The 19,536-nt window shown below is 62.6% G+C and carries 16 protein-coding genes and 1 tRNA gene; 12 read left to right on the top strand and 5 right to left on the bottom strand.

The annotated features are described in order from the left end of the window. Nucleotides 1-15: 15 nt before the first annotated feature. Nucleotides 16-1,548, bottom strand: a complete 1,533-nt coding sequence (locus BT125_RS25795; protein ID WP_072411686.1) for an FAD-dependent oxidoreductase — start codon at nt 1,546-1,548, stop codon at nt 16-18. Nucleotides 1,549-1,688: 140 nt separating this feature from the next. Here BT125_RS25795 and BT125_RS25790 point away from each other — a divergent pair, with 140 nt between their 5' ends. From BT125_RS25790 to BT125_RS25785, 3 genes are all read left to right on the top strand, one after another. Continuing rightward, nucleotides 1,689-2,249: a YbhB/YbcL family Raf kinase inhibitor-like protein gene (locus BT125_RS25790; protein ID WP_072411684.1), complete on the top strand. Its 561-nt coding sequence runs from the start codon at nt 1,689-1,691 to the stop codon at nt 2,247-2,249. 153 nt (nt 2,250-2,402) lie between these two features. After that, a complete protein-coding gene (locus BT125_RS29515; protein ID WP_170866874.1) occupies nt 2,403-2,576 on the top strand; it encodes a hypothetical protein in 174 nt (57 codons plus the stop codon). 38 nt (nt 2,577-2,614) lie between these two features. Then, entirely contained in the window at nt 2,615-3,928 is a 1,314-nt protein-coding gene (locus tag BT125_RS25785) for an MFS transporter (protein ID WP_072411682.1), read from the top strand. A 9-nt stretch (nt 3,929-3,937) separates the two neighbouring features. On the opposite strand, the gene BT125_RS25780 is transcribed toward BT125_RS25785, so the two are convergent. Then, nucleotides 3,938-4,816 (bottom strand): LysR family transcriptional regulator, encoded by an 879-nt coding sequence (locus BT125_RS25780; RefSeq protein ID WP_072411698.1) that lies wholly within the window; start codon nt 4,814-4,816, stop codon nt 3,938-3,940. A 107-nt stretch (nt 4,817-4,923) separates the two neighbouring features. On the opposite strand from BT125_RS25780, the gene BT125_RS25775 reads away from it, so the two are divergent. The 5 genes from BT125_RS25775 to BT125_RS25755 all read left to right on the top strand — a co-directional run bounded on the left by BT125_RS25775 (nt 4,924) and on the right by BT125_RS25755 (nt 9,824). Next, nucleotides 4,924-5,922: a zinc-dependent alcohol dehydrogenase family protein gene (locus BT125_RS25775; RefSeq protein WP_072411680.1), complete on the top strand. Its 999-nt coding sequence runs from the start codon at nt 4,924-4,926 to the stop codon at nt 5,920-5,922. A gap of 107 nt (nt 5,923-6,029) precedes the next feature. Then, a complete protein-coding gene (locus BT125_RS25770; protein ID WP_072411678.1) occupies nt 6,030-6,611 on the top strand; it encodes a hypothetical protein in 582 nt (193 codons plus the stop codon). Nucleotides 6,612-6,786: 175 nt separating this feature from the next. After that, on the top strand, nt 6,787-8,463 hold the full coding sequence (locus BT125_RS25765) for a vWA domain-containing protein (protein ID WP_072411676.1): 1,677 nt from the start codon (nt 6,787-6,789) through the stop codon (nt 8,461-8,463). Between the two features lie 174 nt (nt 8,464-8,637). Continuing rightward, nucleotides 8,638-9,210 (top strand): RNA polymerase sigma factor, encoded by a 573-nt coding sequence (locus tag BT125_RS25760; protein ID WP_072411674.1) that lies wholly within the window; start codon nt 8,638-8,640, stop codon nt 9,208-9,210. After that, nucleotides 9,207-9,824, top strand: a complete 618-nt coding sequence (locus tag BT125_RS25755) for a hypothetical protein (RefSeq protein ID WP_072411672.1) — start codon at nt 9,207-9,209, stop codon at nt 9,822-9,824. The genes BT125_RS25760 and BT125_RS25755 overlap by 4 nt, the downstream gene beginning before the upstream one ends. 62 nt (nt 9,825-9,886) lie before the next feature. Here the strand turns inward: BT125_RS25755 and BT125_RS25750 are convergent. After that, a tRNA-Arg gene (locus BT125_RS25750) sits at nt 9,887-9,963 on the bottom strand. Between the two features lie 349 nt (nt 9,964-10,312). Here BT125_RS25750 and gabD point away from each other — a divergent pair. The 3 genes from gabD to BT125_RS25735 all read left to right on the top strand — a co-directional run bounded on the left by gabD (nt 10,313) and on the right by BT125_RS25735 (nt 14,571). Further along, complete coding sequence (gene gabD, locus BT125_RS25745; RefSeq protein ID WP_072411670.1) at nt 10,313-11,755, top strand: NADP-dependent succinate-semialdehyde dehydrogenase; 1,443 nt, start codon at nt 10,313-10,315, stop codon at nt 11,753-11,755. A 173-nt stretch (nt 11,756-11,928) separates the two neighbouring features. Continuing rightward, complete coding sequence (gene gabT, locus BT125_RS25740) at nt 11,929-13,206, top strand: 4-aminobutyrate--2-oxoglutarate transaminase (protein WP_072411668.1); 1,278 nt, start codon at nt 11,929-11,931, stop codon at nt 13,204-13,206. 147 nt (nt 13,207-13,353) lie between these two features. Continuing rightward, entirely contained in the window at nt 13,354-14,571 is a 1,218-nt protein-coding gene (locus BT125_RS25735) for an HDOD domain-containing protein (protein ID WP_072411666.1), read from the top strand. Between the two features lie 149 nt (nt 14,572-14,720). Here BT125_RS25735 and BT125_RS25730 read toward each other — a convergent pair whose 3' ends face one another. Together BT125_RS25730 and desA are read right to left on the bottom strand one after the other, a co-directional pair. Then, on the bottom strand, nt 14,721-15,710 hold the full coding sequence (locus BT125_RS25730; protein ID WP_072411664.1) for a GGDEF domain-containing protein: 990 nt from the start codon (nt 15,708-15,710) through the stop codon (nt 14,721-14,723). 298 nt (nt 15,711-16,008) lie between these two features. Continuing rightward, the gene (gene desA / locus BT125_RS25725; RefSeq protein WP_072411662.1) at nt 16,009-17,193 is read right to left on the bottom strand and encodes a delta-9 fatty acid desaturase DesA; all 1,185 of its coding nucleotides are present in this window, start codon (nt 17,191-17,193) and stop codon (nt 16,009-16,011) included. A 144-nt stretch (nt 17,194-17,337) separates the two neighbouring features. On the opposite strand from desA, the gene dibA reads away from it, so the two are divergent. After that, a complete protein-coding gene (gene dibA, locus BT125_RS25720) occupies nt 17,338-19,245 on the top strand; it encodes a phosphodiesterase DibA (protein ID WP_072411660.1) in 1,908 nt (635 codons plus the stop codon). Nucleotides 19,246-19,536 lie beyond the last annotated feature (291 nt).

Below are 19,536 nucleotides of genomic sequence, written 5' to 3'. Positions count from 1 at the left end.
GGGAGCGGGACAGATCTACGACGAAAAATCCCGAACCAGCCGCCACGCTTCGTCCACCGGCAGCGGTTGCTTCATGCGCTGGGCCAGCGCTGCCATGGCCCGGCCTTCATCGCAGGCCACGGCGGCGGCAACGAGGCCGTCCTTGCCCAACAGGGCGATAAAGGGCGGATGCTCGGGCGTGCCCTTGAATTCCACCTCGTCCCAATGTTCAGCGTGCCCGAGGTAGTCGTAGCGTTTGCCAAAGTGATAAGTCCAGAAAAACGGCACGTCCAGATAGTGCTCGTCGCCGCCGAGCATGTTCGCGGCGGCGATGCGCGCTTGTTGCTGGGCCAGGCGCCAATGCTCGATGCGCACAGGCTTGCCGTTCAGGGGGAACGTCGCGATATCACCCACGGCCCATAAGCCATCAGCCACACGCATGCCCGCGTCAACGGACAGCGACTGGTCCTGCTCCCGCGGCAACTGGGCAAACGGCTCGGTGGCCGGGTGCACGCCGATGCCGACGATCACTAGGTCCGCAGCCAAGCGCTGGCCGTTATCCAGCACCACGGCTTCGACTTTGTGCGCTCCCTCGATCCGTGCCGCTTCGCCGTCGGTGTGGTACACCACGCCGTTGGCCCGGTGCCGGGCCAGGATGGCCTGGCCGACGCTCTCGCCCAATTGTGCGGCGAATGGCACCGGGTGCCGGGCCAGGACGGTGACGCTCAGCTCGCGTTTGCGCAGGGACGAAGCTACCTCCATGGCGATGAAACTGCCGCCAATGATCACCGCCCGTTGCCCTGGCCGGACCGTGTCGAGAATCTGCCGGGCGTGGGCGATCGAACGCAGCACGAAGACTTGCGGCAAATCGATGCCGGGCAGCGCTGGCGTCTTCGGCTCCCCGCCTGTGGCAATGAGCGCGGCGTCGTAGTCCAGGCGCCGGCCATCGGCGAGCTGGATTTGCCGGGCACTGGGGTCCAAATGGGTGACCTCGCCGTGGAGCCTTTCGATGCGTTGCTGGGTGAAATAAGTTTCATCGCGCAGCGGCGCCGTCTCGTTGACCGGCATGTCTCCGGCCAATACGTACTTGCTCAGCACCGTACGGTCGTAGCCGGCTTCGGCTTCGCGGTCGATCAGCAGAATTCGGCCGCCAAACCCCTTCTCCCGCAACGCCGCCGCGCAAGCCGTGCCGGCCGCGCCGGCGCCGATGATGACAAATGTGCGCGCGTCATCGGCCGGCGGAATTTTATCGGCCGGTAGCGGTTGGTCATCGACCCAGACGTCATCGCCGCGCACTTCGACGTGATAGCGCGCCAGGCTGTCGAGGGCTGGCGGCTCGCACAGGGCGCCATCTTCAGCCCGGAACGCCGCCTTGTGCCAGGGGCAAATCAGCCGTCCATGGCACACCGCGCCCTTGGCCAGTGGTGCGCCTGCATGGGGGCACTTGCCTTGGAAGGCGCGCACCTGATTGCCTGAACGCAGCAGCAGGATGGACGTGTCGTTGATTTTGACTTCGAGGCCGCGGTCTTCGCGAACATCGGCGAAACGGGCGACTTGATGCACAGGCATGGTCGTTCTCCGGCAGGCGTTTCCCTTTGGAGTCGCAGTGCCGGAACGAGGTTCAGCATAATTGTCACTGCATCCTCGGCGAAGCTGCGGCTATAGTTCGCAAGCCGTCCATGGCCAGACACGCACAAGGTGCCCCCGGTATGACTCGATTGAACATTCTCACCCCTTGGCTGGCGGCCGTCGCCCTGGTGCTGTGCGCTCAAGGGGCAGCCCAGGCCGAGGAGCGTTTTACCCTCAGTATCCCCGGCGTGTCGGACGACCGCCTCTTCACCGCGGCGGCGGCCAGTGACGCCAACGCCTGTGGTGGCAAGAACATTTCCCCGGCCTTGAGCTGGAACGCCGGCCCACCGGGCACCCTCAGCTATGCCATCGTCATGTTGGACCCGGACGGCCAGAGGGGCCAGGGTGTCGACCACTGGATCCACTACGGCATCAAGGCCACCACCCGGCAGATTCCAGCGGGCGCCGGTACCAAGTCCTCGTTGGAAGGCATGAGCGGCATCAACAGCAAGAACACCCACGGCTACATCGGTCCTTGCCCGCCCATCGGCGACAGCGCTCACCATTACCTGATCCAGCTCTTCGCCCTGGACCTGCCGCCGGAAGCCTTCCCTGCCGGCCTCACCCGGGCCCAACTGATGGAAAAAATCAAAGGTCACGTCCTGCGCAACAGCAGCGTAGTGCGCCGCTACCACCGCTGACCCGAACAACGCAAACTCTGTGGCGAGGGGATTTATCCCCGCTGGGCTGCAAAGCACCCCCCGCCACAATGGCGCCGCTCAGACACAAAATTGGCATCGCGCGCCAAAAGCGAGCACTATCGAGCCCCTGTTCACTCATGCCGGAGGATGGCGATGACGCAGAAACCCGACGGCATCGCCCGCCTCCTGAACTGCCCGACCAAGGGCGACGAAATGCGCCGGGCTATCGCCCAGAGCCGCAAGGATTTCCTGCCTGCCGACGAGGCCGAAGACGCCGAGCCAGGCCAACCACCGGTTCAACCGGTGGACACTGATCGCGACGACTGAGCCGTCGCCCTCTTTCAACTTATCGTTCAAATCCGCCTATGACTGCCACCTCTGTTCTACCCGGTGACCGATTCAGCCGATCCGATTACAAGACCCTGGGCCTGGCCGCCTTGGGAGGCGCGCTGGAGATCTACGATTTCATCATCTTCGTGTTCTTCGCCCTGACCCTCAGCCAGTTGTTCTTCCCGCCGGAAATGCCCGATTGGCTGCGCTTGCTGCAAAGTTTCGGGATTTTCGCCACCGGCTACCTGGCTCGCCCCTTGGGCGGCATTCTCATGGCGCACTTTGCCGATCGCCTGGGGCGCAAGCGAGTGTTCAGCCTGAGCATCCTGATGATGGCGTTGCCGTGCCTGCTCATCGGGGTGATGCCCACCTACGCGCAAATCGGCTATTTCGCCCCGTTGTTGCTGCTGGCCCTGCGTATCCTGCAGGGCGCGGCCGTGGGCGGCGAGGTGCCAAGCGCCTGGGTATTCGTGGCCGAACACGCGCCGCTGCATCATCGCGGCTATGCCCTGGGTTTCCTTCAGGCCGGCCTGACCTTCGGCTACCTGCTGGGCGCTCTGACCGCAACGGCGCTGGCGCGGATCTACACGCCGGCGGAGATTCTCGATTACGCTTGGCGCCTGCCGTTCCTGCTGGGGGGCGTCTTCGGTGTGATCGGCGTCTGGCTGCGCCGCTGGCTGAGCGAAACGCCGATCTTCATGGCCCTGCAAGCCAATCGTGAAGGCGCTGCGGAACTGCCGTTGCGCACGGTCCTGCGCGACCACCGCCAGGCCTTGCTGCCCGCCGCCATCCTGACCTGCGTGCTGACCTCTGCCGTGGTGGTGTTCGTGGTCATCACCCCGACCGTGATGCAGAAAAGCTTCGGCATGACGCCCAGCCACACCTTCGCCCTGAGCAGCCTGGGCATCGTCTTCCTGAACATCGGCTGCGTCCTGGCCGGCCTCATCGTCGACCGCATCGGCGCCTGGCGCACCGTCATGCTCTACAGCCTGCTATTGCCCCTGGGCATTGCTGTGCTCTACGCCAGCCTGATCAGCGGCAGCGCCTGGCTGGGCCTGGCCTACGCGGTGGCCGGCCTGGGTTGCGGTGTGGTTGGCGCGGTGCCGTCGGTGATGGTCAGCCTGTTCCCGCCGAAGATCCGCGTGTCCGGCATCTCGCTCACCTACAACATCGCCTATGCGCTATGGGCCAGCATGACACCGCTGATGCTGATCGCCCTGGTGCCGTGGAGCCCGTGGGTGTGCGTGGGGTATTGCATGGTGATGGGGGCGGTGGGCGTGGCTGCGGCGGCGTATTTCCCGGGACGTCATGGCAAGGCTGCGCAGCCGTCATTGGCCTGTGAGTCCTAATCCGGCTGTTCAAAGACGCTCGCGCAAAAAATCCACAAGGGCTCGGGTTCGTGCCGAGCGGCGTCGGTCGTGGCTGAACACGGCGCTGATGGGCAGCGCCAGCGGTTGGTAATCGGCCAGCAGGGGGCAGACGGTTCCCTGGCGGACATCGGCAGCGAACAACCACTGCGGTGAAAGCGAAACGCCCAGGCCCGACAGCACCATTTCCCGGATCGCCTCGCTGCTGTTGCAGGTGACGTTGCCCTTGATCGTTACGCTGTGCTGTCGGCCATCCTGCTCGAATCGCCAGACGTCGTAATGCTCCAGCAGCGTGAACCCCAAACAGTTATGGCGGGCCAGGTCGGCCGGTTCGAGGGGCGTGCCGTGCTGTTGCAGATAAGCAGGGGAGGCGTACACCCGGCGCGGGCTGTCGCCGAGGGAAATCGCCACCAGCCCTTCGTTTTTCACTACGCCGATGCGAATGGCAAGGTCGATGTTTTCCTTCAGCACATCTTCGTTCTGGTCGCTCAGCCTCAAGTCGATACGAAGCTGTGGATGATGGGCCAGGAACTCGCCCACCAGGGGCGCGATACACAACCGGCCGAAACTGACGGGCGCCGCCACGCGCAGAAGGCCGGCGATCTGTTCCTGGCCACTGGCGAAACTGAGTCGCGCGGCGTCCACGCTGGCGAGTATGTCCTTGCTCTCGGTGTAGAAGCGCTGTCCCTGGTCGGTCAGCGCGAGATGGCGAGTGCTGCGGGCAAACAGCGCCCCACCCAGATGTTGCTCCAAAGCGCGGATCTGCTTGCTCACCGCCGGTTGGCCCAGGTTCAGCTCCCTGGCGACCGCCGAGAACGACCCGCGCTCCACCACGCGCACGAACACCTGCATTGCATCGAGCAGATCCATCAGCATTTAGCCTCTGTCTGGAATAAATCCTATCCATTGTTGCTCACTTATCGGAATGCGTCTTCGCTCGCATGATGAACCTGCCCACTCACTGGAGGTTTACCGTCATGAACAACACCATGTTCGCCGCCGTTGCCGAAACCGCTCAGGCGCCGCTGATTGTCCGTTCCATCGTCCGGCCCGTTCCCGGCAAAGGCCAGGTATTGATCAAGGTGCATGCCGCCGGAATCAACCCGCTGGACACCAAGATCGCGGCAGGAGGCGGTGCCCATGCTCGCCAGCCGTTGCCCGCCGTATTGGGGATCGACCTGGCCGGGACAGTGGTTGAGCGGGGCGAAGGCGTGAATGACTTCGCCCGTGGCGACGAGGTATTCGGCATGGCCGGCGGAATCGGCGGGGCGCAAGGCGCTCTGGCCGAGTACATCGCGGTCGATGTCCGCCTGATTGCGCCCAAGCCCCGCTCATTGAGCATGCGCGAAGCGGCTGCCTTGCCGCTGGCATTCATCACGGCCTGGGAAGGGTTGGTCGATCGGGCCAACGTCCGGGCCGGGCAACAGGTGCTGATACATGGCGGCGCGGGCGGCGTCGGTCAAATGGCCGTGCAAATCGCCAAGGCCCGGGGCGCCGTGGTCTACGCCACGGGCTCGGCCAGCAGCCTGGACTTCATCCGCGAACTGGGCGCCTCAGCCATCGACTATCGGACCCAGGACCCTGACAGCTACGTGCGCCTGTACACCGATGGCGAAGGCTTCGACATCGTCTACGACACCGTTGGCGGCCCGACCCTGGATGCGTCGTTCAACGCGGTAAAGACCTACACCGGCCATGTGCTCAGTTGCCTCGGCTGGGGTCAACACAGCCTCGCGCCGTTGTCGTTCCGGGGCGCAAGCTATTCCGGAGTGTTTACGTTGATGCCGCTGCTGACCGGAAAGGGGTGCGAGCATCATGGGTGGATCTTGCGGGAGGCCGCGACGCTGGTTGAATCAGGACAGCTGGGGACCAAGGTGGATCCGCGCCGGTTTGGCCTGGGTGACGTCAATGAGGCGTTTGTCCAGGTAGCCGAGGGACGCGGGGCGGGAAAAACGGTGGTGGACATCGGGGGCTGAACAGGAGGGAACCGTGCCCCGTAAGGGCCGATTGACTTGAGCGCTCGTTCAAACCCCGTAGAATGCAGGCGCGATTATGCCGCTACCCCTCAAGGACGAATTCAACCATGCGCATTTTTACCCTCTTTCTGGCCCTCTGCCTTATGGCAGGTTGCGCTTCCAAGCCCGATTACTACATTTCTCCTGCGCCGGTGGCGATCCCCGAGACCGCCACCTATTGGATCGACACGTTCAACGTTGAAGTCGTCGGTAAAAACGAACGCTTCCTGCCCGACGAAAAAGTCCGCGACAAGTTGCACACTGACCTGATCGTCCGCCTGCTCGACGGCGATCGTTATGCCTCCAGCAAGGAAACCGCTGACTATCTGTTGGATGTCAACGCCGTCTATGCGCGCCGTATTCAAGACACTCAAGGTGGTTTCATGAACAAAATCGTCGCCGACGGTACGTATCTGGCCAGTGTCGATTTCAATTATCAGGTCAAGGTGAAGAAGGCCGGTGTCGAAGTGCTGCACTTTGCCCAGGCCCGCCAGGGGCTGATGCCGGGTGGGGCGATTGGGCAACTGGAGGTCATGCGAGGCATGGCAGGCGCCCTGACGAACAGAGGCAACTCCGATGTCGAAGACTATTACACCGGCCAGTTGAGCGGCTTCATCGCCGATGACCTGCGGGGCATTCCGTCCCGCTAGCCGTGTCTGCCGCAGCGTGCAGGCGATGGCTCCAATCGCGGTAACGGCCTGGCCACTTTGGGGTGGCCAGTCCTGTCTTCGCAGCGTTTCAAAAAATTTTTTGGTCGTTAACCCGAACCCCATGCGCCCTGCGTCTGAATCTGTGAACGGATCATTCATTCACGAGGTTCAGCCCATGTCCCGTCCATTTCCCTTTATGCGTCCTGCTGCCCAGGGCTTCGCCGTGACTTTGCTGGTGGCGTTGGCCGGTTGTGGGTTGTCTTCCTCCCGAGAGGCTGCCCAGCCGTCCGAACCGGTGCCTGTGGCGCCCAGCGTGGTGCCGCAAGGCGAGATCGCCCAAGGGCCCCAGTCGACGGTCAAGCGCATGCTCATGAAGCCGGCAGCGATGCCGGTTCCCAGCGTGGCGAACGATGCCCTTGCCGCGGGTTACCGTGCCGAACCGCGTGAACAGTACGAAAAGCTGCCGGACAACCCCATCCATAGCGTGGCCGAAACGCCCGTGTCGACCTTCAGCGTGGATGTCGATACCGGCAGCTATGCCAATGTGCGACGTTTGCTCAATCAAGGCAGCCTGCCGCCCGAAGGGGCGGTGCGGCTGGAGGAAATGGTCAATTATTTCCCGTATGACTACGCCCTGCCCACCGACGGTTCACCCTTCGGTGTGACCACCGAAGTCGCCCCCTCACCGTGGAACCCCCACACCCGCTTGCTGCGCATCGGCATCAAGGCCAGCGACCGTGCCGTGGCGGACCTGGCGCCGGCCAACCTGGTCTTCCTGGTGGACGTTTCCGGTTCCATGGACCGTCGCGAAGGCCTGCCGCTGGTCAAGAGCACGCTGAAACTGCTGGTGGACCAATTGCGCGATCAAGACCGGGTGTCCCTGGTGGTCTATGCCGGTGAGTCCCGGGTGGTGCTCAAGCCCACCTCGGGTCGCGACAAGGCGGTAATCCGCAACGCCATCGATCAACTCGACGCCGGTGGTTCCACCGCTGGTGCCTCGGGTATCGAACTGGCCTATCAGATGGCGCGGGAGAGCTTCATCGACAAAGGCATCAACCGCATCCTGCTGGCCACCGATGGCGACTTCAACGTTGGTATCAGTGATTTCGACAGCCTCAAGCAGATGGCGGTGGACCAGCGTAAAAGCGGCGTCTCCCTGACGACACTGGGCTTCGGTGTGGATAACTACAACGAACACCTGATGGAACAGTTGGCCGACGCCGGTGACGGTAACTACGCCTACATCGACAACCTGCTCGAAGCGCGCAAGGTCCTGGTGGACCAGCTCAGTTCCACCCTGGCGGTGGTCGCCCGGGACGTGAAGTTGCAGGTGGAGTTCAACCCCGCCCAGGTCAGTGAGTATCGACTGCTGGGCTATGAGAACCGTGCGTTGAAACGTGAGGATTTCAACAACGACAAGGTCGACGCCGGGGAAATCGGTGCCGGGCATACGGTGACGGCCTTGTATGAAATCGTTCCGAAGGGCGCGCCGGGCTGGTTGGAACCGCTGCGCTATGCAAGCACGCCCAAGTCGCAGAGCACGTCAGGCGAGTTGGCGATGTTGCGCGTACGCTACAAGCCGGCCGAGGGCGGAAGCAGTCGATTGATCGAACATCCCATTGCCAGCGTGCCGAACGACCGCAAGCCCAGCGATGACCTGCGCTTCTCGGCCGCTGTTGCCGCCTTCGCCCAACAGCTCAAGGGCGATGGACGCTACACTGGGACGATGACCTTGAAGGACACTGTGCAATTGGCGCGCTCGGCCCGCGGTGATGATCCGTTTGGGCTGCGCTCGGAGTTTGTGCAGTTGGTGGAACTGGCCCAGAGCCTTGAGCCTGCGGCCAAGCGCTGAACCTGACTGCAACGAGGATCAAATGTGGGAGCGAGCTTGCTCGCGATAGCAATAGCCCGATCATGTTCATCATTGACTGATCCGACGCCATCGCGAGCAAGCTCGCTCCCACGGGGTCCCCTTGTTGCCTGCCAGGACTGTGTTGCAATGACTGGAAAGGAGTTCGCCCCCTACATGCCCGCTGCGCTTGATTCTCCCAGCGACGAATCGCTGCTGGCCCGCTACCGCAATGGCGACGGGGCTGCTTTCGAAGTCCTGTACGCCCGCCATCGGCAAGGGCTTTACCGTTTCCTGCTGTCCTTGAGCAACAAAGCCGAGCTGGCCGAGGAGGTTTTCCAGGACACCTGGCTCAGCCTGATTCGCAGCGCCACCCAGCCACAAGGCCGGGCGAGTTTTCGTACCTGGTTGTTCCAGATTGCCCGCAACCGCTTGATCGACCACTGGCGCAAACACGGTGTCCACAACCCGTTGCACGACAGTTATGACGAGCAACTGCACGTCCAGCCCGACGACACCGGCAGCCCCGAGCAACAGCTGAGCCTGAGCCGTGACCAGGCGCGTCTCGACGCCGCGTTGCAGGCCTTGCCCGAGGATCAGCGAGAAGTCTTCCTTCTGCGCCTGCATGGCGACCTGGAGTTGCCACAGATTGCCGCCCTGACCGGCGCCCCGCTGGAAACGGTCAAAAGCCGCTTGCGTTACGCCCAGCAGAAATTGCAGCGACTGCTGGCCGAGGAGGTACCCGCATGATCGACACCAAACACATCCCGGATCCTAACGACGAAGTGCTGATCGAGCATTTCCGCCAACACACCAGCGGCGAGCCGCCGGCTTCCCTGGACGCCTTCATCCTGGCCACCGCCCGTCGCGAAGCACCGACACCCACGCCGAGCCTGTGGCAACGCTGGCTGCAAGCCTGCCAACGGCCGCGCTGGCAAATGGCATTCGCCACGGTCGCCGGCGTGGCACTGATGATCGGCCTGGTAGTGCGCTCTCCCGTGCCCCACGAGGAGCTGGCCTCACCCGCCTCGATGGAGTTTTCCGCCGATCGGCAAGCACCTGGCGTTGCCGCCGCACCACCACCGGCCATGCCCGCCCCCGCCCCGATCACCCGAATGGCGCCCCAGGGCGAATTGGCCAGGGCCCCGGCAAGCCCGGTGCAATCCTTGGCGGAAAAGCCAGCGGCGAAAATGAGCAAACCCGCGCCGACAGCATTGCCATCGCTGGAACAAGGCCTGATGGAAATCCTGCGCTTGCGCGAGGCGGGTGAGAGCAAGGCCGCTGATGAGAAACTGCTGGCGCTGCACAAGCGCTTTCCCGAGGAAGACTTGCCGGCGCGGTTGGAGGCGTTGCGCAAGCGTTGAGTGGGATCTGCGCCCACAAAAAAGCCCCGGGTCTTGCGACCTGGGGCTTTTTATTCCGAAGATGGTGCACCAGGCGGGATTCGAACCCACGACCCCTGCCTTCGGAGGGCAGTACTCTATCCAGCTGAGCTACTGGTGCGACGCGGGCGCCATGATACTCATATGCATGGCGGGCGTCCATGCTGCTGAATCGCCTGCGTTTTTGGTCAGCTCGCCGGGTGTTGGCTACGCTGATCAGAAAAAGCGGGCAAATTCGGTTTTTTCGTTCTTTTTTTCGAACAGGCTATTGTCCTTCACCCCCATCGGCCCTAGGATTCGTTTGAGATTTCAAACGCTCTTGTCTGGGTGCTGAACCGCACGTCTGTGCTTATGTGCGTTATTTCTGTGCTTCAGCCCGGTGAATGATTTCCCTGACGGCAGCCCCCGAGGCGCCTTTCTACAAATCTAATTCGCTCCGCGTGCGCGCGGTGCTGTTAAGGAAAGCCGACATGCAGCTTAAAGACACCCAGTTGTTCCGCCAGCAAGCCTTTATCGATGGCGCTTGGGTCGATGCGGACAATGGTCAGACGATCAAGGTCACCAACCCGGCGACGGGCGAAGTGTTGGGCACCGTGCCGAAGATGGGCGCGGCCGAAACCCGCCGGGCGATTGAAGCCGCCGACAAGGCATTGCCGGCCTGGCGTGCACTGACCGCCAAGGAGCGCGCCAACAAGCTGCGCCGCTGGTACGAATTGCTGATCGAAAACCAGGACGACCTCGGTCGCCTGATGACCTTGGAGCAGGGCAAGCCACTGGCTGAGTCCAAGGGTGAAATCGTCTACGCCGCCTCGTTCATCGAATGGTTCGCCGAGGAAGCCAAGCGCATCTACGGTGACGTGATTCCCGGCCATCAGCCCGACAAGCGTCTGATCGTGATCAAGCAGCCGATCGGCGTGACCGCGGCCATTACCCCGTGGAACTTCCCCGCCGCGATGATCACCCGCAAGGCCGGTCCAGCCCTGGCTGCCGGCTGCACCATGGTCATCAAGCCGGCTTCGCAAACCCCATTCTCGGCCTTGGCCCTGGTGGAACTGGCGCACCGTGCCGGCATCCCGCAAGGTGTGCTGAGCGTGGTCACCGGCAGCGCTGGTGATATCGGCGGCGAGCTGACCAGCAACCCGATCGTGCGCAAGCTGTCCTTCACCGGCTCGACCGAGATCGGTCGCCAGCTGATGGCCGAATGCGCCAAGGACATCAAGAAAGTCTCCCTGGAACTGGGCGGCAACGCGCCGTTCATCGTGTTCGACGACGCGGACCTGGATAAGGCCGTCGAAGGCGCGATCATTTCCAAATACCGCAACAACGGTCAGACCTGCGTCTGCGCCAACCGCCTGTACATCCAGGACTCGGTGTACGACGCGTTCGCCGAAAAACTGAAAGTGGCGGTGGCCAAGCTCAAGATCGGCAACGGTCTGGACGATGGCACCACCACCGGTCCGTTGATCGACGAGAAAGCGGTCGCCAAGGTGCAGGAACACATCGCCGATGCGGTCAGCAAAGGCGCGACCGTGCTGTCGGGCGGCAAGGCGATGGAAGGCAACTTCTTCGAGCCGACCATCCTGACCAACGTACCGAAGAACGCTGCCGTGGCCAAGGAAGAAACCTTCGGACCGCTGGCGCCGCTGTTCCGCTTCAAAGACGAAGCCGAAGTGATCGCGATGTCCAACGACACCGAGTTCGGCCTGGCTTCGTACTTCTATGCCCGCGACCTGGGCCGTGTGTTCCGTGTGGCCGAGGCCCTGGAATACGGCATGGTCGGCGTCAACACCGGGTTGATCTCCAACGAAGTCGCGCCGTTCGGCGGCATCAAGGCCTCGGGCCTGGGCCGTGAAGGCTCCAAGTACGGCATCGAGGATTACCTGGAAATCAAATACCTCTGCCTGGGTATCTGATCGGCTTCAAGCGCAAAGGGCACGAGAGCGCTGTCCCTTTGCGTGTTTCACCCGTTCTGATTCTTGTGGCCGGAACCCCGCGGCAGTCGATCATCGCATGCTGTCGCCGTTGTCTCCCCGCCATGTATTCCTTGAACTACGCCGACCGATGAGCGGCGAATGAGGACATTTTAATGAGCAAGACCAACGCAGACTTGATGGCCCGCCGCACCGCCGCTGTTCCACGCGGCGTCGGCCAGATTCACCCGATCTTTGCCGAGTCGGCGAAGAACGCCACGGTCACCGACGTTGAAGGTCGTGAATTCATCGACTTCGCCGGTGGTATCGCCGTGTTGAACACCGGCCACGTGCACCCGAAAATCATCGCTGCCGTGACCGCACAACTGAACAAGTTGACCCACACCTGCTTCCAGGTTCTGGCCTACGAGCCGTATGTGGAACTGTGCGAAAAAATCAACGCGAAGGTGCCAGGTGATTTCGCCAAGAAAACCCTGCTGGTCACCACCGGTTCCGAAGCGGTGGAAAACGCCGTGAAGATCGCCCGCGCCGCCACGGGCCGTGCCGGTGTGATCGCCTTCACCGGCGCGTACCACGGTCGTACCATGATGACCCTGGGCTTGACCGGCAAAGTCGTGCCGTACTCGGCTGGCATGGGCCTGATGCCCGGCGGCATCTTCCGCGCGCTGTACCCGAACGAACTGCACGGCGTGAGCATCGATGATTCCATCGCCAGCATCGAGCGCATCTTCAAGAACGACGCCGAGCCCCGTGACATCGCCGCCATCATCATCGAGCCGGTACAGGGCGAGGGTGGTTTCTACGTAGCGCCCAAGGCCTTCATGCAGCGCCTGCGCGCCCTGTGCGACCAGCACGGCATCCTGCTGATCGCTGACGAAGTGCAGACCGGTGCCGGCCGTACCGGCACTTTTTTCGCCATGGAACAGATGGGCGTTGCCGCCGACCTGACCACCTTCGCCAAATCCATCGCTGGCGGCTTCCCGTTGGCCGGTGTGTGCGGCAAGGCCGAGTACATGGATGCCATCGCCCCAGGTGGTCTGGGCGGCACTTACGCCGGTAGCCCGATCGCTTGCGCGGCCGCGCTGGCGGTGATGGACGTGTTTGAAGAAGAACACCTGCTGGAGCGCTGCAAGGCTGTGGGCGAGCGTCTGGTCACGGGCCTCAAAGCTATCCAGAAAAAGTACCCGGTCATTGGTGAGGTACGTGCCCTGGGCGCGATGATCGCCGTGGAGCTGTTCGAAAACGGCGACACCCACAAGCCGAACGCCGCGGCAGTGGCCCAGGTGGTGGCCAAGGCACGTGACAAGGGCCTGATCCTGCTGTCCTGCGGTACCTACGGCAACGTTCTGCGGGTGCTGGTGCCGCTGACTTCGCCGGACGAGCAACTGGACAAAGGCCTGGCGATCATCGAAGAGTGTTTCTCCGAGCTCTGATTTGACGAACGCTGACTGTGCACTGATCCACAAAAAAACCCGCTTCGGCGGGTTTTTTCATGTCCGCGGGCATATCCCGCAGGTTTGAGCTGTCTGGAACGGCCTTCATTGTCTAAGGTGCATGTATGGCAAGGGAGCGATGTTGCAATGACTGCTGTGGTTTTACCTGCTGTACCGCGTGTGTTGATCGCCGAGGCCGACCCGGCGTCCCGGGAGATGCTTGAGCAAGTGCTGTCGGGCGTGCGCTGCGATGCCCGAGTGGACACCTGCGGCGAGGGACAACAGGCCCTGGATTTGCTGGCGCATAACGCGTACGACCTGGTCATCGCCGATTGGGAACTGCCGGGTGTCGATGGCCTGACGATCCTGCGTGGCCTTCGCCAACAGCATCGAGCGGCGCCGTTGCCGTTCATTCTGATGAGCCGGCGTAACGACAGCGCCAGTGTGCGCGAGGTCGTTCCACTGGCGCCGACGGCGTATTTGACCAAGCCGTTGAACCGGGAAAGCCTGACCCTGCGTCTGCAAGGGTTGCTGTTGAGTGGCACTGAAGAAACCGCCGGCGATGTGCCGGTCCCCGGCCCGGGGCTGACCCTGATAGCCTTTCTGGAACGACGGCGCGATCTGTCCGAAGGCGCACCGCTGATGACCGATGTGCAGGTGGCGGTCAAGCGCTGCCTCAACCCCACAGGCCTGGACCTGAAACTGCTGGAAGAAGAAATCCGCACCGACCCGCAAATCACCGGGGTGCTGATTGCGGCGGCCAATGGCGCTGCCCAGCATCAGGGCGGCGGTCCGGTGCAGACCGTGGCCCAGGCGCTGCACCAGCTCGGTACCGGGCAAAGCATGAACCTGATCCTCGGCCTGACCCTCAAGCGCTGCGCCCGGCTCACCGTTCCCTGTCTGGCGGACTATGCCAAGCGCTACTGGGAATTGTCCCTGCACACCGCCGAGTACGCCCGGATCCTGGCGCGTTTGCTGGATCTGGAGCCGGAGCGTTGTTACTGCGCGGGGCTGTTGCATCGCCTGGGCGATCTGGCGCTGCTGCGGTGCCTGGAAGAGTGGGCGCAGGCGGGTGGCGAACTGGATGAGCTGGAGGAAGTCGGGAACGCTCTCGATCAATACGGCGCCGGCTTCGGCTCGGCGCTGCGCACTCGCTGGCGCCTGCCGCTGGAGTTGCGTGAGTTGATCGCGGCAGCCTATAGCCTGGGTGGTGGGGTTTATTCCCGCGAGGCGCTGGTGATGAACATGGCGGCGCAGATGGCCCATCTGACCGAGCATGAAGGGCTTGAAGAACTGGCCCAGGGGCGCACGGCGCGGTTGCTGAAGATCGGGTTGCCGGAACTGATGCGGTTGCGCCGCAAGTAGCACCGCCAAACCTGCCCCTGTGGGAGTGAGCTTGCTCGCGATGGCGGCATGACTGTCACCCCATCATTGAATATCACGCCCTCATCGCGAGCGAGCTTGTTCCCACAGGATCCGTGACATGACCGGGTTCAACTGCACTGCGATTGGCGTCAGGCCGCGATGATGCGGTTCTTCCCCTTGCGCTTGGCCTCGTACATGGCCGCGTCGGCGCGGGAGAACAGGCTGTCGAGGGACGGGTCTTCAGGGGTGATGGCGGTCAGGCCCTGGCTGACAGTAATGCCGAAGGTCTGTTCGCCGCAGCGGAACACCAGGCGCTGGATTTCCCGTTGCAACCGCTCGGCCACTTGCAACGCCATGTCGGGGGCGCAGCCCGGGAACACCGCCGCGAACTCTTCGCCACCGATCCGCCCGAACAGGTCGCCGCGCCGGAGCACGGATCGGCCGCTTTCGGCGATCTTCTGCAACACGGTATCGCCTTCCTGGTGGCCGTAGGTGTCGTTGATCACCTTGAAGTCATCGATGTCCAGCAACAGGAACGCCATGGGCGTCCCTTGTAGCCGCGCCTGCTCGAACTCACGGTGGGCGCATTCGAAAAAGTGTCGGCGATTGCTGCTCTGGGTCAGCACATCGGTGGTTGCCAGTCGCTGCAGCTCACTTTCCAACAGCTTCTTTTCGGTGATGTCCTCGGCGATGCCGACCACGATCACCGGTTGCCCAGGCTCGGCCTGGCGGTTGATGAAGCATTTGTCGCTCAGCCAGCGAACCTGGCCGTCGCCGGCGATGATGCGGTATTCACGGTCTTCGACGGCACCCTTGACCAGAACTTCGGCCAGGCTGCGTTCGGCGTACTCCAGGTCGTCGGGGTAGATCGCGTCGCGCCATTCGTTGTAGTCAGCCAGGACCAGGCCGGCGGGGCGGCCGAAGATCCGTTCGTAGGCGGGGCTGACATACAGCACTTGCCGGGTTTCCCAGTTGAACGCCCACAGCACGGCATTGACGCTGACCAGCAGCGAGCTGAACAGTTGCTCACGTTCGCTCAGGCGCGCCACTTCGCCCTGGGCGTGCATCAGCGCCATGAGCGTCTGGGCCGCCTCGGGCCAATGAGGTAGGGAGTAATCCTGTAGGTTCTTGTCGACCATCGGCACAAATCTCAAAGAACGTGCACTGCTGTTGTTTCGCACGCACTTTTCTCCAAATCCCGCCTGGATGGCGAAGTGCTCTTTGAGATAGGGGATTCGGGGCGAAGTTCCTTTTCAGGCGACGAAGGGCGTGGGGATTTAGCGAGTCAGATGCCAAGTGTTGGACCTGTGGCGAGGGAGCTTGCTCCCGCTTGAGCGCGAAGCGCTCACAAGAAAAGAAGGGCTGCTGCGCAGCCCCAGCGGGAGCGAGCTCCCTCGCCACAAAAAAGCCCTCATCCACAGTGGTGCAGTTGCCTGGTCAGGCCGTGGCAGGCCGTAGCGAGTAGGTCTTGAGTTGGTCGGCGAAGTCCCGCAGGGACTGGATGCCGCTGGCCTCGGCTTCGTGGACCCATTCCTTGATGGCCGCGAGCATGTCATGGCCGTTGCTGCTGGTCTTGACCCAGATCTGCTGCAAGGCCAGGCGTTTCTCGTAGATCACCTTCAGTGCCTGGCTGTGTTCGAGCATGTTCTGGATTCGCACGTGGTGACGGTCGTCCAGCAGGCTGGTTTCCCGCGACAGCAGGCGTTTGGCCCGATGGAACTGGTGGCGCACCGAGTGATCGACCTTTTCCAGTTCCTGCTTGACCAGCGGCGCGATGACCAGCCGGCGGTACTGCGCCATGATCTGGAAGCGGTTGTTGAGGATCGCCATGGCCGTGTCCATGTCCAGGTGGCCCTTGCCTTCGACCCGGTGGGCGATCGGCGCAACGCGCTGGACCTTGGCCAGGCGCAGGAAACTGAACACCCGGATCCAGGCCCAGCCCAGGTCGAACTCCCATTTGCGTACCGACAGCTTGGCCGAGTTGGGGTAGGTGTGGTGGTTGTTGTGCAGTTCTTCGCCGCCGATCAGGATGCCCCAGGGCACCAGGTTGGTCGCCGCGTCGCGGCATTCGAAGTTGCGGTAGCCCACGGCATGGCCCAGGCCATTGACCACGCCAGCGGCCCAGACGGGGATCCACATCATCTGGATGGCCCAGATGGTGATGCCGATGGTGCCGAACAGCAACAGGTCGATGATGCCCATGATTGCCACACCCAGCAGCGGGAAGCGGCTGTAGAGGTTGCGCTCGATCCAGTCGTCGGGGCAGTTCTTGCCGTAGATGCGCAGGGTTTCCGGGTTTTCCGCTTCGGCGCGATACAGCTCGGCGCCTTTGCGCAGCACGGTGGACAAGCCCTTGATGACCGGACTGTGAGGGTCATCCTCGGTTTCGCATTTGGCGTGGTGCTTGCGGTGGATGGCGGTCCACTCGCGGGTGTTCTGCGCCGTGGTCAGCCACAGCCAGAAACGGAAGAAATGTTTGAGACCAGCGTTGAGCTCCAGGGAGCGATGTGCCGAATAACGGTGCAGATACACCGTGACGGCAATGATCGTGACGTGGGTCATCAGCAGGGTGACTGCCACCAGTGACCAGGCCGACAAGCCAAGAAAACCTTCGTACCACATAGGCTGTAGGGCCCTCGATAAAGATAGAAACCGCCGTTGCATTATCACCAGCCCCACAGATAAAACCAGTCGGCCTTTCAGATAAGAGTGGCTGAATGTTTCTTCCTCTATAATCCACCTCTTTGTAGGGACATGGATGGCCGAATGCCTGCCTATCAACGCAGTGCCATGCGCGAAGCGCTGCTTTACCTCGTACTGTCAGTCCTCTGGCTGCAGCTTGTTGGTTATTTATTGAGCAGTTTCTTCGATCAATTCGCCGACCGGCAGCGTTGGCTCCTGATCAACGGGTATGCCTGGATACTGTTTAGCGCCGGGCTGATCTTCCTGGCCCGGGCGCGGATCTCGCGGTTTTTCGCCAAAGGCGAGCACGGCGTCGATCGCGAGCGCCTGCGCCAGGCCGCCGCCGTTTTCGATTGCACCCGCGAAGGGGTGTTGGTGACCGACCGCAACGGCTTGATCGTGCATGTGAACCGGGCTTTCATGGCGATCACCGGTTATGCCCGGGACGAAGTGCTGGGCCAGCGCCCGAATCTGTTCAAGTCCGGTCGCCATGGACCGGATTTCTATCGCGACATGTTTGCCGCCCTGGTCAGCCTGGGCGAGTGGAGCGGCGAAATCTGGAATCGGCGTAAAAACGGTGAGATCTACCCGCAATGGCAGACGATCCGCGTCATTCACGATGACAACGGCCAAGTCAGCCATTATGTCGCGGTGTTTTCGGACATCAGCGCCATCAAGGATTCCGAGCACGAACTGGCCTACCTGGCCCATCACGACCCACTGACAGGCTTGCCCAACCGCCTGCTGTTTTCCGACCGCACCGAGCAGGCCCTGGCATCGGCGCAGTTGCACAAGCGTGGCTGTGCCCTGTTGCTGGTGGACCTGGATCACTTCAAGAACATCAACGACAGCCTCGGCCACAACGTCGGCGACGAGTTGCTCAAAGGCGTGGCCGAGCGATTTCGCGGGCTGTTTGCCCCGGGCGTGACCCTGGCCCGACTGGGGGGCGACGAATTTGCGGTGCTGGTGGAAAACTGTTCCCAGCCTGGCCAGGCCGCGGCGCTTGCCCGGCGCATCCTCGACGCCTTGAAAGAACCGCTGCGGTTCGATGAGCACGCGTTGTTCATCAATGCCAGCATCGGCATCAGCCTGTTTCCCAGTGATGCCCTGAACGCTGGGCAACTGTTGCGCAATGCCGATTCGGCGTTGTTCAAGGCCAAGAGTGCCGGCCGCGACGGCTACGCCCTGTATACCGAAGAACTCACCGCCCATGCGCAGCAACGGGTCGAAATTGCTTTCGAACTGCGTCGCGCGCTGCAGCAGCAGGAGTTGCGCGTTCATTACCAGCCAGTACACGACTTGGCGAGCAGCCGTCTGATCGGTGTCGAGGCGCTGGTGCGCTGGGAGCATCCCACGCGGGGTCTGGTGTCGCCGGCCGAGTTCATTCCCATCGCCGAGCGTACCGGCCTGATTGCCCAGGTCGACGCCTGGGTCATGGACCAGGCTTGTCGGCAGATGTGCCGGTGGCAGCAGGCGGGTGTGGCGTTGTCGTTCGTCGCCGTCAACGTCTCGAGTCGGTTGTTTGCCCATCGCGAGTTGTACGAGCAGGTTGCCCAGGTGTTGCACGACACGGGCCTGGATCCGGCTTGCCTGGAACTGGAAGTGACGGAAAGTGCGGTGATGGAAGACCCTGAGGTGGCGCTGGAGCAAATGCACCGCCTGCGGGAGCTGGGCGTGCGCCTGGCCATCGACGATTTCGGCACGGGCTATTCGTCGCTGCTGCGGCTCAAACGCTTGCCGGTGCAGAAGCTCAAGATTGATCAGGGCTTTGTCGCGGGGTTGCCGTGGGATGAGGATGACGCGGCGATCGTCCGGGTGATCATCGCCCTGGCCCATAGCATGGGCATGCAAGTGCACGCCGAGGGCATCGAACAGCGCGAACAAGCGGCCTTTTTGCTTGGACAGGCGTGTGAGCTGGGGCAGGGCTACTGGTTTGGCCGGCCGGTGGCGGCGGCGCAGTTGGATTGGGGGCGGGCGCCGGTTATTGCTTGATCGTCGGTGGTATTGATGGCGGCCAGACAGCTGGCCAGGATTTTGTGATCGGGTACATATCCATTTCTGCGGTAACGGCCACTTAGGGTTCCGCCCTGACGGCGGGTCACTTTTGAAAAGCGCAAAAGTAACCAAAACGCTTCTGCCCCACCACTCGGTGCCTCGCCTAGGCTCGGCATGCCCTCACTCCGGCATTGCTCCGTGGGCCCGCCGCGAAGGGCCATCCATGGCCCCGCGCGGCTATCCCGGCATCCATGCCGGGATGCCCACTCCACAATGCCTGCGTTCGGC

This window comes from Pseudomonas sp. NFACC04-2 (genome assembly GCF_900119265.1).
GTDB lineage: Bacteria > Pseudomonadota > Gammaproteobacteria > Pseudomonadales > Pseudomonadaceae > Aquipseudomonas > Aquipseudomonas fluorescens_AA.
This window is presented reverse-complemented; position numbering and strand designations above follow the sequence as displayed.

Excerpts from the sequence above, each read along its gene's own strand:
- BT125_RS25795 (WP_072411686.1), bottom strand. The coding sequence starts at position 1,548 with ATGCCTGTGCATCAAGTCGCCCGTTTCGCCGATGTTCGCGAAGACCGC.
- BT125_RS25790 (WP_072411684.1), top strand. The coding sequence starts at position 1,689 with ATGACTCGATTGAACATTCTCACCCCTTGGCTGGCGGCCGTCGCCCTG.
- BT125_RS29515 (WP_170866874.1), top strand. The coding sequence starts at position 2,403 with ATGACGCAGAAACCCGACGGCATCGCCCGCCTCCTGAACTGCCCGACC.
- BT125_RS25785 (WP_072411682.1), top strand. The coding sequence starts at position 2,615 with ATGACTGCCACCTCTGTTCTACCCGGTGACCGATTCAGCCGATCCGAT.
- BT125_RS25780 (WP_072411698.1), bottom strand. The coding sequence starts at position 4,816 with ATGGATCTGCTCGATGCAATGCAGGTGTTCGTGCGCGTGGTGGAGCGC.
- BT125_RS25775 (WP_072411680.1), top strand. The coding sequence starts at position 4,924 with ATGAACAACACCATGTTCGCCGCCGTTGCCGAAACCGCTCAGGCGCCG.
- BT125_RS25770 (WP_072411678.1), top strand. The coding sequence starts at position 6,030 with ATGCGCATTTTTACCCTCTTTCTGGCCCTCTGCCTTATGGCAGGTTGC.
- BT125_RS25765 (WP_072411676.1), top strand. The coding sequence starts at position 6,787 with ATGTCCCGTCCATTTCCCTTTATGCGTCCTGCTGCCCAGGGCTTCGCC.
- BT125_RS25760 (WP_072411674.1), top strand. The coding sequence starts at position 8,638 with ATGCCCGCTGCGCTTGATTCTCCCAGCGACGAATCGCTGCTGGCCCGC.
- BT125_RS25755 (WP_072411672.1), top strand. The coding sequence starts at position 9,207 with ATGATCGACACCAAACACATCCCGGATCCTAACGACGAAGTGCTGATC.
- gabD (WP_072411670.1), top strand. The coding sequence starts at position 10,313 with ATGCAGCTTAAAGACACCCAGTTGTTCCGCCAGCAAGCCTTTATCGAT.
- gabT (WP_072411668.1), top strand. The coding sequence starts at position 11,929 with ATGAGCAAGACCAACGCAGACTTGATGGCCCGCCGCACCGCCGCTGTT.
- BT125_RS25735 (WP_072411666.1), top strand. The coding sequence starts at position 13,354 with ATGACTGCTGTGGTTTTACCTGCTGTACCGCGTGTGTTGATCGCCGAG.
- BT125_RS25730 (WP_072411664.1), bottom strand. The coding sequence starts at position 15,710 with ATGGTCGACAAGAACCTACAGGATTACTCCCTACCTCATTGGCCCGAG.
- desA (WP_072411662.1), bottom strand. The coding sequence starts at position 17,193 with ATGTGGTACGAAGGTTTTCTTGGCTTGTCGGCCTGGTCACTGGTGGCA.
- dibA (WP_072411660.1), top strand. The coding sequence starts at position 17,338 with ATGCCTGCCTATCAACGCAGTGCCATGCGCGAAGCGCTGCTTTACCTC.